Raw genomic sequence first — 14,205 nt, 5'->3', positions numbered from 1 at the left:
TCCATCCTAATTTTCAACGCAACCAAATGTGGCTCCGAATGACACCATAACGCCATTCATGGGACATTATTTACCCTCACACCGAATTATGGTTTTGGGGGCTGGGGAATGAATATTCACATGCGTGTGACAGTCTTGGATCAGTCTGCAAGAGTGCTTCTCGTGGAAGATGACCCCGAGATCGCGAACATGGTCATAGAAACCTTGTTGGACAATGGCTTTAACGCTGTTGCCACGGGTTCTGCGGCGGAAATGGAAGTTTTGCTTCGCGAGCAATCATTCGATCTTATTATTCTGGATGTTATGCTCCCCGGTGAGGACGGTTTCAGTATTTGTCGCAGACTGCGTGCACAGGCGACAACTCCCATCATAATGCTAACGGCCCTCAGTGATGATATTGATCGTATCGTTGGCCTTGAATTGGGCGCTGACGACTATATTACCAAACCATTCAACTCGCGCGAACTTCTGGCGCGGATTAAAAGCCTGCTTCGACGCTCGTCGTACACTTCTGCAAGCCCCCAAACACAGGACCCCTTGCAATTTGAAGGATGGCGGATTGACCCGATATTGCGGCGGGTACGTGATCCCAATGGGGTCCACATCTCAATGACAACGGCAGAATTTGACGTGCTGCTCGCATTTTGCCGGAATCCCGGCAAGGTGCTTACCCGCGAACAACTCTTGAGTTTGACGCATGCCGGTGCCGCAGGCCCTGTCGAGCGCAGTATCGACGTTCATGTCAGCAGGGTGAGGCAAAAAATAGAGCCAAATGTTCGAGAGCCTACTCTCATAAAAACGGTCCGGCTTGCCGGTTATCTTTTCACGCCAAAAGTGGAGCGTGTATGATGCTGCAATCGTCCAATCTCGACACCATTCGCGGACAGATCATCGCGCTGGCAATTGCACCTATTTTGATTGCTTGCGCGATGGGGGTCGTTACAGAGCCCCTGGTGTTTGACGATTCAGTTCCTTATCACCGTTCAACCGCTATCAGAATCGAAACTGTGGTAAATCAGTTTCTGGCAGCAAAAACTCCCGAGAACCGCAATATAGTTTTGCAGGTGACAGCCAACAGCGACATACCGGTCGAAAAAGTTAGCAATGCTGAGTTTGAAAAAGCAGCCTCAAACATGGATCAGACAACCGGTCTTGGCACGCGAGTCCGCGACGCGCTGACAGGCAAGTTCCCCACGGCGCTGAGATCGTCAGACGTGGACAATGTCCTGCTGGTCAAAATAACTCCCACTGAATCCTTAGCCTTTGCAATCCGCCCGGAACCAAAAGAATTCTGGTCGCTGGAAACGCGTTTCAATTCTGTTTTGAAAGTTTTGGCAATTGTGGTGCCGGTAATCCTTCTGGCTTTTTATGCCGGATGTATGATCGTCGCTCCCTTGTCGCGTTTTTCCGCAGCCGCTTTGGTATTAAGCGCAGAAGAGGGTCCTGATCGACCTTTCGAAGAGCGCGGTGCACAAGAAGTTGTTGCACTGGCCCGTGCTCTGAACGACATGCGTAGCCGGTTGCGCAGCATGATGAATGACCGAACCCGGATGCTGCGCGCCATTGGCCATGACCTCAGAACCCCGCTCACTCGGTTGCGGCTTCGCGTCGAGCGCTCAAAAGACGGCGCTTTGCGTGAATTGATGTTAAATGATATCGCTACGATCAATGGGATGATGAGGGAAACCCTCACCTATCTGAGCAAGGAAGTATCTTCCGAAGCGCCGTTGCGCTCAGACTTGCCCAGCCTTCTCAGTACCGTCTGTTCTGATTTCGCAGATGTGGGCTTCAATGTAAGCTATTCAGGCCCAGACCGTCTGGCCTATCTCTGCAAGCCTCGCGCTTTAAGCCGCGCCATTACCAACCTGGTAGACAATGGGACCAAGTTTGGCACGCATGTTGTTGTGTCACTTGTGTCATCAGGAGATGGTGCTTTGGCAATCGAGGTTTCGGATGATGGTCCTGGGCTACCGGTGGAGCTTCAAACCACAGTGTTCGAACCATTCTTCAAAGTCAGTCCCGCTCGTTCTACGAGTGGGTTTGGTCTCGGCCTTTCAATTGTGCAGGATATTGTCAAAGGTCATGGCGGTTCCATTTTTCTGAAGAACAAGAGTACGTCTGGCTTGGTCGCTCACATAAGTCTGCCATGTGATCCGGGAAAACTTGAAAAGAACCATGTTTTCGATTCAAAACAACGTCGCCTGCGTGCGATGTATCAGACAGTATCAGACACAAGCTTCTCGTAGCTTCCAGCAACTTGTCGCCACTTGCTGCTAAAATAATATTGGTATCACACAATTGTTTTCGGCGCCTCCTGATTGGCGACTACGAAACTACTGTTCGGCTATAAAACCTGTCTGCGGGCCGAAACAAATCCCTACATCATGAAATATATCTAAATAAAATCTCGCGAAAGAAGCCTGCTTCCAGCCGGATACTCATCAAAAGGCCACCCTGTGGCGACTAAAAATGGTGAGTAGAAATGACAAATCCCAGACAGCCACTTCGCAGCAGATATCAGCGCTTCACGCGGCAATCTCGATCTAGCGCAGATCCAGCGCCACCGCTCGGATCAAAATAGCGCGCCGCGTCAAATCATTCTCATCGCCAAGTTTCGCATCGCTCCCGTGACGGAGTCGAAGATCAACGAAGCATGTCTGCCGTCCTTTACTGAGTCCAAACAACATGAAGCATATTCAACCTGTCTCTATTATCATTCCCACACTCAATGAAGTCGACAATATTGACTTGATATTGTCGGCGATTACCTCCCAGCCTGCCGCGGATACAATATATGAAATTCTTGTCGCCGATGGCGGGTCAACAGACGGGACATTGGAGCACATTCGCGCTTGGGAGCCCGACTATCCGGTCAAGCTTATCTGCGGAGATGGTATGCGAGGATTGGCGGGGGACGTATTGGCAGCATCACGCCAGGCCAATGGTAGTATCATTGTGGTAATGGATGCTGATCTCAGTCACCCGCCAGATCAGATTGCCAATATGATCGGTCCAATTATAGCAGGCACGAGCGATATGGTTGTCGGCAGCCGTTATGTGTCCGGCGGAGCCACGCCGGGCTGGCCCGGATCACGTCGGCTTTTATCACGTCTTGGCGGCGCATTAGCTTGGCCGATTACCGAATTAAGCGATCCAATGTCCGGATTTTTCGCGGTTCGAAAGGAACATCTTTTAGCGGTAGATCCTGACGCTACGGGTTTCAAAATCGGACTGGAAGTCATCGCAGCTGGCGGGCATACTTTGCGCGTTAGCGAGATACCCATTATTTTCCATGACCGAACTTTAGGGCAATCGAAGATCGGCCTTAATCATTTGATCAGCTATATGCGCCGTCTGCTGGTTTTGGGTGGCGGTAATATTTCGTTTGGCACCGCCGGGCGTTTTGCAGGCGTAGGGCTGATCGGGTTCGCAGCAGATATCTTGCTGTTCCAAGTTTTGATTGCCTACGGCTTTAGTCTTGGCCAGTCTCACGCGATCAGTTTCGCTGCCGCTGCAATTATCAACTATAATCTCAATTCCCGTTGGGCCTTTTCTCCAAGCGTGAAGCAGGATTGGACCCGCTTTGCCCGGTTCGCGGCTATCTGCCTGCTGGCTTTCTCGCTACGAGGCGGCATCATCGCCTGCGCCGTTCACCTCCTCGATTGGCCTCCTTTAGCCGGTTTAATCCTCGCTATCGGAGTTGCTGCAATCGTAAACTATCTCGGCAATGCTTTCTTTGTTTACCCATCCCCTACATCCCGTTTGGCGCCGGATATCTCATGGCGCGTAGCCGCCATTGGCATTGTGGGATACGCCCTTATGCTTCGACTGACGTTCCTCGGAGTTGTGGATCTCATCCCGGAAGAAGCTTATTATTGGAATTATGCGCAACACCTAGATATTGGATATCTCGATCATCCTCCAATGGTCGCCTGGTTGATCTGGTTGGGCATGAGTCTATTTGGCAACACCGAATTTGGTGTACGCATCGGCGCTTATGTTGCGTGGATCGCAACAGCTACCTTTGTCTTTCTATTGACACGAAATCTGTTTGGAAAATCTGCCGCGCTCGTCAGCTTACTTCTCATATCAACGCTACCGTTTTTCTTTTCAACCGGCATCATGATGATGCCCGACGCACCTCTTACGGCCGCCTGGGCTGGAGCGCTTTATTTCTTGGAGCGATCTTTTTTGGGTAACAAACGTGGCGCATGGTTTGGCGTAGGTGCCTGTGTTGGTCTTGGAATGCTCTCCAAATACACGATTGTTCTGCTCGGACCTGCCACCCTCGCCTTCCTGTGCCTGGACGTTGTCTCTCGGCATTGGATGCGACGACCAGAGCCCTACATCGCGGCAGCTATTGCTGTGCTACTCTTCTCACCCGTGATCATTTGGAACGCGACAAATGAATGGGTTTCCTTCGCTTTCCAGAGCACGCGGCGGCTGGAGAGCCCGTATATTTTTTCATTTCCCGCCTTGATAGGCAGCGTCGCAATCCTGCTCACTCCGTTCGGGCTGGTTGCGACAATTTCCACCCTCATAAATCTTGAATTTCGATTTAAAAGCAAGGGTTTGATAAATATCCGCAGGTCTTTCTTCGTTTTAGCATATACGCTGGTTCCGCTTTCAGTCTTCATTGCATTCAGCCTCTTTCACAGCGTCAAGTTAAACTGGACAGGGCCAGTCTGGCTCGCGATCGTGCCGGCAATCTCTGCTGCAATCGTCAAACCATCTACTGACGGATCTCGGTTTGCAGTGACGCTACGGCGATTGTGGGCTCCCACGGTAGCTTCGACATTCGTCATCTATGGGTTGGGCCTGCATTACCTGGCTATCGGATTGCCCATGACCCATTCCATCGGGACAATTCGTACCCTTCCCGTAGCGTGGCAGGAGTTGGGGCATGAAGTTGGACTGATTCAAAACGCGGTTGAATATCAGAGCGGCAAACCCGTGCTCCTTATTGGCATGGACAGATACTTTCTTGCCAGCCAACTCGCCTTCTATAATCGCCTGTCAAAAGACCCGATAAAAAGTTCGGTTGGCAGCGGCGTCCTGGGTAAAAATAGCCTGATGTACAATTATTGGTTTCGGCCGAAAGATTTCCAGGGAAATAATGCGATCCTCATCAGCTTGAAACGGCATGAACTGGAGCAAGATTCTCTGAGCAAGCGATTTTACAAACTGACTGAAATCCAGCAACAAAACCTAGTCAAACAGGGTGTTTCTGTTGGCAGCTTTTATTACAGGGTAGGTTATGCGTTGCGCGATTGCACCCCGATCACAAAATGTAATGGCCGTTCGGTCCGTTGACGAACCCATCGTGTCTTTCAGTCATAACACTTCTACACGGCTGCGAATGTAGGTTTCCAACGATGTTCGACCGCGCCACGAATCATCCGGCATATCAAAGCCTTTATCAATGCTCAATTCTGTCATACGCGTGTAGGATTCTGCGGCACGGTCAGAAAAGCCCAGCTCCAGAAAAGACTGCTTCCAATCCTTTCGCGGTATGATTGCGAGTTCAACAGGCCGACCCAGCGCATTCGCAAACGCTTCTGCTAGGTTTTCAGGCGAATAACGTTTTGGCCCCTCAATATAACGAACATCAACGTCATCGACGCCGGAAAGAAGTCTTTGCGCGGCTGCTTTGCCCAAATCGCTCGGAGCAACCACGGGAATCATTGTATGGGGGGGAAACAGGATGGGAAGCGTTCCACTTGTCCGCACACTATCCAGCAACCCGTCCCAATTACTCATGTAGTAAGCAGCGCGATTGATCGCCGCGGGGATAGGTTGGTGACGCAATCCTTCTTCGAGCTCCCAAAGCACATTGAGATCGCCAATGCGATCGCCAGGTTGTGCGCCGCCCGTAGATTCTGCAACCACCTTCTCCAATCCCGCGCCATCAAGCGCGGCAAGAATATTGGCCACCGTACGTCGTTCGATGACGTCCGTATCTCGTGCCGTATCGGCTGGCGGATTGAGTAAAAACGCTCGTTTACCGCGGCGGAATGCTGCTCGCAACGATGCTACGTCTTCGACATCCGCCTCAACAAGCTCGGCTCCTCTCGCGCGCCATCCTGCGGCCTGATCGGCATTTCGAGTGACGATTGTTACGGCGTGACCTAAATTCAATAGTTCAGTTGCTGTGGCAGAACCGACATGGCCAGTACCACCCATGATAACGTACATTTGACCTCTCCTACTTCTTATAAAGCCGTCACGCTCACTCTCAGTTGCTCACAACTCGGCCATCGTCCGAGTTTGGTTCTCTTTGTTCCAACGCTGATCTAGGGAGATTGTTCGAATTGGCTTACGTACGGCCGTGCTTTTGCGGGATTCAGGCACTGCTTGCGCGCATACCTGTTTCAACTATCATCAAACAAATGGGCCATGGGAAGGACTATAATGTCTAAAGGTTTGTTCGAGACGCTTGCAACATACAATCGGGCATCCAAGATGATCGCAGGAGCATCACCTGCCGCCACTACGAACACGCGTCATGGATCATTCGAGGTTTATCGCGAGCGGTCCATCAATGTCTCAAACCGCAGTTGCACGGCGAGTGGTTGGGTTTCAAAACGCACACTGTTGAGCGCATAACGCATTGGTTCTTTGAATGGCACCCAGCATTCCAGAATATCAAGCAAGGATTCTGACATCATACTTTCCAGCGGTCCAACACCCAGTTGAGCGAGCGCTTGTTCATGGTCCGGCAGCCGGGCTTGATCAATCAAACTCAGGACGCGTTTTAGTACGGTCCCGCATTCTTCCACTGTATAGCTGTTCGTTGACCACCACCAGAAAACGGGGTCAGACAAATAAGCCCTTGCATACAGTTCCGGGTTGGCCGGAGCGCTGGCAATTTCTGGCATATTTAACCACGAGCAATCCGATGCAATTGCTTTGCGGGTAAATGCTTTGTTGGGTTTTATCTGCTTGTGAAAGTGCGATTTCAATCGACTGGGCCCACTTGATCGCGTTATCTGCCGTAAATGATTGAAAAACTACATGGGTTACATCCAAAATGAAAGCGCACTGATCGCACTCGAACAGGCCATTGATCGACGTTCGTCATGCAGTGTTCCATTCAAACGGGAAAGCTCAGAACTACCCCGTCGCACTGAGAGTTCTTACGGCGACTGACTGGCCGATAAATGGCCGTGCTTCTTCAACCGCTTGGTCGATCCGCGCGTGGATATGTTCTGAAATGATCTCATGATTGAGGAAGTCGCGATCGACAGCAAAGACGCCAGTCGGAAGCGTATGAGCCATAAAGAAACCAAACAAGGGTCGCAGCTGGTGTTCGACGATTAGCGCATGCCGATCGCTACCACCAGTGGCCGTAAGCACTACTGGCTTGCCTTTTAGGGCAAGCGGCTCGAGTAAATCGACGAAATGTTTAAAGAGCCCGGCATAGCTGCCCTTATAGGTCGGTGTGCCTACCACAAGGATATCAGCCGCTATAATTCTGTCGAGAATTTTTCCGGCTTCAGAACTGAGCTCGCTGACATGGCGGGCGGACCCAAGAGAGTCTCCCAGGTCGATCAGGTCGTAAATCTCAGCCACCAGGCCATATTGCCGACTGATCCGATTGACCGTGTTTGTGACGAGCAATCTTGTTTTGGAAGGGCGGTTGAAGTTGCCGGAGAGACCAACAACAATTGGATTGGGCATGAGCGATATCCTTGATATGTACGCGCCGCAAGAATGGCTGATGACTCCAAGACTACCAAAAGCATTGCGATTAAAAAGAACGTAGAGGCTGAACTGAACGCCGATACTGGTAAATCTTTCTCAATCGCTGCCGGAAGATAGTATGTGCGTGGTCGCCCCTCCTCAAGGGACGACGCCTACGACCGGCGCGCTCAGGTCTGCTCTCAGCCAAAGATATCTCTCCGGTGCAAAGACAAACCCCGGACTCGGGGGCGGAGACTAGGCTCACATCGCGCTGGAATCATTGTTTGAACGCAATATTTAAAATCGTCATTTCGTCGCTTGACTTAGAGTATACTCTAACCCCTACCCTCCAATGCGTCGTGGTGAAGAAGGTAATAATGAAGATTGGCGAACTGGCGAAGCGTTCGGGACTATCGGCCCACACTATCCGTTACTATGAGCGGATTGGGCTGCTTCCGTATGCGGATAGAGACCAATCGAAGCAACGAGACTACGACGCAACAATCCTGATCTGGATTCAGTTTCTTGGTCGCTTGAAAATGACTGGAATGACGATCCGGGACATGCTGCATTACGCAGCTTTGCGGGAGCGGGGTGTCGAAACAGAAGCGGAGCGTTGCAAGCTGTTGGAACAGCATCGCGATCGCGTTCGCGCCCACGTTACCGATCTCCAAGCCTGCCTTCTTATCCTTGACACCAAGATTGCCGGATATGCCGGCAAGGAACAGAGGATGAAGGAACATGATACAGCACTCCCAGAACGCCGGCGAAAGCCGACTGGAACGCGGACAGCGCGCACTCGCTGAGATCGACGGTGAAGCCGGAAACAATGTCATCGCTGCCTTGGCGGATATAGCCCCCGATTTTGCGCGCTATATTCTCGAATTTCCTTTCGGGGACATATATAGCCGCCCTGGCCTTGATCTGCGCGCTCGCGAAATTGCCACCATTGGCGCGTTAACGGCGCTGGGCAATGCCAGTCCACAATTGAAGGTTCACGTCGAGGCCGGATTAAATGTCGGACTGAGCCGAGATGAAATTACCGAAATCATCATGCAAATGGCCGTCTATGCCGGTTTCCCGGCAGCACTTAACGGGTTGTTCGCCGCCAAGGAAGTATTCGCCCGACGCTTCCCCAAAACGCAGGAGCGCACAGCATGATGAAGCTCATTCGCCCTTCTGTAATTGGCTATTTGGCGCCTCTCGCCATAGTTGTTTTGCTTTTGCAGATAACGGCAACTTCCGCCTATGCAAACAAAGCTGCACCTGTGGAGCTCTGGAAAGGGTTCAGTTCGCCAGTCGGCATGGCTTTTGATGATACAGGAAACCTGTTCGTGGCAGAATGGGGAGCAGGACGCGTCTCCCGGGTCGACCCGGCCGGCAATCGTACAATCTTCGCTGATGGAATTTCCGGTCCATCCGGGCTGACGATCGCACCCGACGGATTTATCTATGTTGCATCCTATTCCGGCAACGAGATCTATCGTTTCACGCCAGCGGGAGAACGAAGCACATATGTAACAGGCCTTGCGACACCAGCCGGAATCGGCTTCGACAGATCAGGACAGCTTCTAATTGCCAATCGCCGTACCAATCAAATACTCGCGGTGAATGACGACGGTCAACTGGAGCCGATCATCGAGGGCTTGCGAACGCCGGTGGGGGCGGTTCAAACACCGGACGGCGGCTATGTTGTTTCCAACATCGACGGTGACATCACGCTCGTGCGCCCGGACGGTTCCCGCATTCAAACAGGTAAGGCTTTGGGCGCACCCGGCCCTGGCGTCGCAATGACGAAGACCGGCCGTGTCTTTGTGGTCGACTATGGAGGAACAACCGTTCAGGAAATATCGCCCGAAGGGAAATTACGCGTCGTTGCCGATGGACTGAGAAATCCGGTCGGGTTGGTCGTGGCACCTGACGGTACATCCTTGCTCACGGCCACGTGGGGTGATGGAGCGATCTATCGTATCCCCATTCTGAATCAATAGCAGAATTTTCTATATCTACCGGCGATAGTTACTCCTGTAATAGGAGTTACGCGGCAAGTAGGAATCCATACGTCAGGTGTGGTTGATCGGTAAAATTGATCCACCGCTCCTGCTAATTTGGAGTAACGAAATCCGGCTCAGAGCGCCGTTTGAATATCTTCAATTTCAATCGTGCTATGGCTGTTGCGCGCCTGTCGTTGTCACATAGATTGAGTAGAGCGACTGCGTTGCAGTTATAAACAAACGATTACGCCTCGTCCCGCCGAAAGTGAGGTTTGAAACTGTCTGTGGGACCTTTATTTTGCCGAGCAGCGTCCCGTCACTACTAAAGCAGTGAACACCATCAGCAGCGCTTGACCAAAGATTCCCATTCAAATCAACGCGGAGGCCATCGGGAATGCCGTTATCGATATGAGCAAAGACGCGACCGTTGCTCAAGGTCTTCCCGTCCACAACATCGAAGACGCGGATATGCCTTGGGGCGCCATCTGTATGGCTTGCACCGGAATCCGCCACATAGAGCAAGCTTTCGTCGGGCGAAAAAACAAGACCGTTAGGTTGGAGGAAATCTGTAACCACGGCAGATAGGTCACCACTCGCAGGATCGAGCCGATAAACATTGCGTGACGATTGTTCGGGTTCAGATTTGTAACCCTCATAATCTGAGAGTATTCCGTAAGTCGGGTCGCTGAACCATATAGAGCCATTCGAATGAACAACGACATCATTGGGAGAATTAAGGCACTTGCCGAGATAGCGGTCGGCCAAAACGGTAATTGTTCCGTTCACTTCCGTGCGCGTGACACGGCGCGTGCCGTGCTCGCACGATATGAGGCGGCCTTCCCGGTCCCGTGTATTGCCATTGGTAAAATTGGACGGTGACCGGAAAACCGAAACGCCACCGTCAGGAATCCACCGCAACATTTGTTGGTTCGGGATGTCGCTCCATAAAAGGCTGTTGCTATCATTGAACCAGACTGGCCCTTCAGCCCAACGGCAAGATGAGTACAGTTCCTCAAGCACCGCACTACCTACAATAAGGCTGGTAAAGCGTTGATCATGAACTTCATAAAGCGCTGTATTGATCATTCCAGGTACACCAGTTTTAACGTTGTTCAGAGTTGTGGCCACCGGCAAGAACGATAACGCCGATGATGATAATACCGGTCATGATCAGGCGAATGCCGGCGTCAAACCCGTAGGTGTTGAGCATCGAAACAACGAGAAACATGAAAAGTGAGGCACCCCATATGCCCGGAACGTTGGAGTTTCCGCCAGCAACTGCTGTTCCACCAATAACGACGACGGCGATGGACATCAGCAGATATTCCGACCCCATATTGAGCGCGGCTCCACCCGAAAAATTTGCTAGCAGGAAGCCACATACTGAGGCCAGAACCGCGCACAGAACATAGGTAACAATGCGCACGCCGTCGACCGGGATCCCGGTCATGCGGGCCGCCAGTATATTCTGTCCGATGGCAGAAACCCACCGACCGTAAATCAACTTCTGCAAAAGCCAATAGGCAACGATGGAAAGACCGAGCGCAATCCAGGCAACGTTAGGAACACCCAGCGTCATGGATGTGGTAAAATCAGCAAGAATCGCCGGTGGTTTGATCCGCAGTCCGCGATTGGTCCAGATTGCCGTCGACTGCACAATAAAACTCATCGACAGCGTAGCAATGATTGGTGGAATACGCAGTAATTTGATCAGACCATAATTGCCCACGCCAACAGCGACACCGATTGCAACGGCGACGAGCAAACCCGGCACCACCATGGAATCCGCGCCGCCCATGAGCTTTAATGCAATCGTACCTGAAAGTGTCATCGTTGCCGGGACGCTGAGATCAATATTGCCTGGTCCGAGCGTGATGACAAACATCTGGCCGATGCCGACGATAATTGAAAATGCCGCAAAGGTAAGCGCGGCTTGCGAGAGCCCATATGCGCTTGCTCCACCAGTGAACATGATAGTGACAAACCAGACGATTGCCGCTGCGACGAAGGACCATATCCATGGCTTTTCCAGCAAGAGCTTAATCGAAATCATGCGGATTTTCCTCGCCGTTCAAGCCGGTTGAACAACAATCGAAGGGCCAGAACAATAATCAGGATCATGCCTTGCGCGCCAATCTGCCAGTCCGGCGATATTCTGAGAAAAGACAGGAATGAACCGGCCAGAGTTAATGTCAGCGCGCCAATAACGGCCCCGATTGGAGAGACCCTGCCACCGACGAACTCGCCTCCGCCCAAAATAACGCCAGCGATTGAGAGCAATGTATATCGTAGGGCAATATTGGCGTCGGCTGAGGTTGTAAGACCCACGAGCGCCGAGCCGGCAAGAATGGCAAAGAAGGCTGCAAGCGCATAGATAATGGCGCGAGCGCGTACAATGGACCAACCTGCCCTTTCAACGGAACGAAAATTGCCGCCCACCCCGCGCAAGACCACACCGAGTGAGGAGCGCATAATGAGAAAATGGGCGCAAACAGCAACGAGAATACTGGCGATAATTGCCAAGGGCACCAAAGGCGGTTTGGAAACCATCAATGCCCGCAACCAAACCGGTGACTGTCCACCAGGCGCAGGCAGAATTAGAACTGCTAACCCACCCCAAACAAAGCTCATGCCAAGCGTAACCACGATAGAAGGAAGGTTTCTCACATGAATGAGAACACCAAGAGCGGCATAGGCAAGAATCGCTGCGGCCAGGAGGGCAATACCGAGAAAAGGGTTTGTATTGAGAAACGTAGCCACAACGCACGCCACAAAACTGACAAAGGCGCCCATGGAAAGATCGAGGTCGTTGACTGTCATGATAAGCATCTGAGCAATCGTGGCTAGCGCGATCGGCACAGCAAGATTGAACAACAGATTTAATCCATTGTAACTCATTGCACGTGGCTGCAGGTAAAAGATGACAAGCAGAAGAAGGGTAAGCGACAGCGCGGGAATCAGCAGTCTAATGGCGTCGCGTGTGAACCAATTTGTCATGCTGCCGCGCTCCTGAATGACGCAGCAAGAATATTCTTCTCCGTTACCTGATCTCCGGTCAATTCTGCAACAATCACACCACTGTTGAACACGTAAACACGGTCACACAGACAGATTTCATCCATCTCAGTGGAATACCATATGAAGGTACGTCCCTTGTCCGCTTCCGATCGCAAGATTGAATAGACTTCCTGCTTGGTCCCGATATCGACACCGCGAGTCGGATCATCCATCAACACAGCGTCCGCCCGTGTCGCAAGAGCACGGGCAAACAGCACCTTTTGCTGGTTACCTCCCGATAGCGACAGGATGCCGTTTTCCACATTTTTGGTGCGTATTTCGATCTTGGATTTCCAATTTTCGACGAGCTTCGCTTCGTCCTGCCGTCGGATCAAACCCTTTGTTGAAAGGTCTGACAGATGACCGATCGACATATTCTTGATGATGCTCCATAAAGGAAATACACCGTTGAGGCGGCGGTCCCCAGCGATAAAAGCGACCTTTGGTGCTCGCTCACGCACCCAATTGCCGCTCTTCTTGAGATAGATATCGATTAGAGTTTCGGTCTGGCCGTGGCCGCCAAGGCCCGCCAATCCGATGATTTCGCCCCTATGCGCCTTGAGTGGCAATCCTTTGCCTGCGTGCCTTGCCGCTGAAAGGACGGGTTCGCCGATGTTGATGTCTCGAATGGACCTTGCGGACGGTCCTTTGACCACGCTACCCATGGATTCGACCAGACTATGTTCCGTGCATCCTTCTGACGGTCTGGCTGCAACCACCTTGCCATCCTTCATAACGACGATCCGGTCGCAGGTTGAAAGTATTTCGCCAAGGATATGCGATATGAAAATGACCGAACCACCGGTTTTGACAAATGCGCGCACGAATGCCAACAATTGCGCGGCAAGCCCTGCGTCAAGAGATGACGTAGGTTCATCCAGTATAATAAGTCTTACCTTTTGAATCACTTCGGAAAAAGCCGTAGCGATTTCCACCATCTGTCTTTCCGCAATGGTTAAATCGCCAACAAGCGCCCCAACGGGAATGCGGTGGCCGGGGAAAATCTCATCAAGCTTTGCGCGAACGACAGTACTTGCTTTTTTCCGCCAGCCCCAACCTGCAAGGCTCCGATGCATGATGCGGGTATTTTCGGTAACTGTTAAGTTGGGGCAAAGCGACAGTTCCTGAAAGACGCAACGTACCCCGTGGTCTCGGGCCACCTTGACATTATATTTTTCAATCAACTTACCGCCAAGCGCAACGCGTCCTTCATGCGGTGTGAGACCGCCATTAATGACATTGACGATGGTGGATTTTCCCGCGCCGTTATGGCCGACCAGCCCAACGCATTCACCGGGCTGAATTGCAAGCGTTACACCATCAAGGGCTTTGACTGCACCAAAGCTTACTCTGGCATCCCTCACTTCTATCACAGCGTCTTGCGGTCTAGTATTCGTCACGCGGCAAAATCCTCAATACTGCGAAAGGCTCGGCCTGATATAAAAATCAGGCAGAGCCGGTTTTATCGTAT

13 protein-coding genes are annotated in these 14,205 nt (G+C 51.7%); 6 read left to right on the top strand and 7 right to left on the bottom strand.

Annotation, left to right across the window (positions count from 1 at the left end):
* The first annotated feature begins 108 nt into the window (after positions 1-108).
* The 3 genes from V9K92_RS04275 (at position 109) to V9K92_RS04265 (ending at position 5,313) form a co-directional block, all read left to right on the top strand.
* Positions 109-849, top strand: coding sequence for a response regulator (locus V9K92_RS04275; protein ID WP_115054922.1), 741 nt, complete (start codon positions 109-111; stop codon positions 847-849).
* On the top strand, positions 846-2,246 hold the full coding sequence (locus V9K92_RS04270; protein ID WP_337353372.1) for an ATP-binding protein: 1,401 nt from the start codon (positions 846-848) through the stop codon (positions 2,244-2,246). Before V9K92_RS04275 ends, V9K92_RS04270 begins: the two co-directional genes overlap by 4 nt.
* 439 nt (positions 2,247-2,685) lie before the next feature.
* A complete protein-coding gene (locus tag V9K92_RS04265) occupies positions 2,686-5,313 on the top strand; it encodes a glycosyltransferase family 39 protein (protein WP_337353371.1) in 2,628 nt (875 codons plus the stop codon).
* A 21-nt stretch (positions 5,314-5,334) separates the two neighbouring features.
* On the opposite strand, the gene V9K92_RS04260 is transcribed toward V9K92_RS04265, so the two are convergent.
* The 3 genes from V9K92_RS04260 to msuE form a co-directional block, all read right to left on the bottom strand.
* A complete protein-coding gene (locus V9K92_RS04260; RefSeq protein WP_337353370.1) occupies positions 5,335-6,195 on the bottom strand; it encodes an NmrA family NAD(P)-binding protein in 861 nt (286 codons plus the stop codon).
* Positions 6,196-6,521: 326 nt separating this feature from the next.
* The gene (locus V9K92_RS04255; protein WP_307277094.1) at positions 6,522-6,878 is read right to left on the bottom strand and encodes a hypothetical protein; all 357 of its coding nucleotides are present in this window, start codon (positions 6,876-6,878) and stop codon (positions 6,522-6,524) included.
* A gap of 235 nt (positions 6,879-7,113) precedes the next feature.
* The gene (msuE, locus tag V9K92_RS04250) at positions 7,114-7,680 is read right to left on the bottom strand and encodes an FMN reductase (protein WP_337353369.1); all 567 of its coding nucleotides are present in this window, start codon (positions 7,678-7,680) and stop codon (positions 7,114-7,116) included.
* A gap of 380 nt (positions 7,681-8,060) precedes the next feature.
* On the opposite strand from msuE, the gene V9K92_RS04245 reads away from it, so the two are divergent.
* The 3 genes from V9K92_RS04245 to V9K92_RS04235 are packed head-to-tail and all read left to right on the top strand — an operon-like array spanning position 8,061 to position 9,674.
* The gene (locus tag V9K92_RS04245; protein WP_337353368.1) at positions 8,061-8,489 is read left to right on the top strand and encodes a MerR family transcriptional regulator; all 429 of its coding nucleotides are present in this window, start codon (positions 8,061-8,063) and stop codon (positions 8,487-8,489) included.
* Positions 8,425-8,844 carry a carboxymuconolactone decarboxylase family protein gene (locus V9K92_RS04240; RefSeq protein ID WP_337353367.1) on the top strand — a complete coding sequence of 140 codons (420 nt, stop codon included), beginning with the start codon at positions 8,425-8,427 and terminating at the stop codon, positions 8,842-8,844. The genes V9K92_RS04245 and V9K92_RS04240 overlap by 65 nt, the downstream gene beginning before the upstream one ends.
* A complete protein-coding gene (locus V9K92_RS04235; RefSeq protein ID WP_337353366.1) occupies positions 8,841-9,674 on the top strand; it encodes an NHL repeat-containing protein in 834 nt (277 codons plus the stop codon). The genes V9K92_RS04240 and V9K92_RS04235 overlap by 4 nt, the downstream gene beginning before the upstream one ends.
* A 174-nt stretch (positions 9,675-9,848) precedes the next feature.
* On the opposite strand, the gene V9K92_RS04230 is transcribed toward V9K92_RS04235, so the two are convergent.
* From V9K92_RS04230 to V9K92_RS04215, 4 genes are read right to left on the bottom strand one after another with little or no spacing between them, the layout of a single operon-like run.
* Positions 9,849-10,763 (bottom strand): SMP-30/gluconolactonase/LRE family protein, encoded by a 915-nt coding sequence (locus V9K92_RS04230; RefSeq protein ID WP_337353365.1) that lies wholly within the window; start codon positions 10,761-10,763, stop codon positions 9,849-9,851.
* Between the two features lie 16 nt (positions 10,764-10,779).
* Positions 10,780-11,730, bottom strand: a complete 951-nt coding sequence (locus tag V9K92_RS04225; protein ID WP_337353364.1) for an ABC transporter permease — start codon at positions 11,728-11,730, stop codon at positions 10,780-10,782.
* Entirely contained in the window at positions 11,727-12,674 is a 948-nt protein-coding gene (locus tag V9K92_RS04220; RefSeq protein WP_337353363.1) for an ABC transporter permease, read from the bottom strand. The genes V9K92_RS04225 and V9K92_RS04220 overlap by 4 nt, the downstream gene beginning before the upstream one ends.
* Positions 12,671-14,134, bottom strand: coding sequence for a sugar ABC transporter ATP-binding protein (locus tag V9K92_RS04215; protein WP_337353362.1), 1,464 nt, complete (start codon positions 14,132-14,134; stop codon positions 12,671-12,673). Before V9K92_RS04215 ends, V9K92_RS04220 begins: the two co-directional genes overlap by 4 nt.
* Positions 14,135-14,205 lie beyond the last annotated feature (71 nt).

Origin of the sequence: Phyllobacterium sp. CCNWLW109, from assembly GCF_037203905.1 — a bacterium.
GTDB lineage: Bacteria > Pseudomonadota > Alphaproteobacteria > Rhizobiales > Rhizobiaceae > Phyllobacterium > Phyllobacterium ifriqiyense.
The sequence above is the reverse complement of the archived record's forward strand: the minus strand, read 5'-3'. Positions and strand labels throughout refer to the sequence as shown.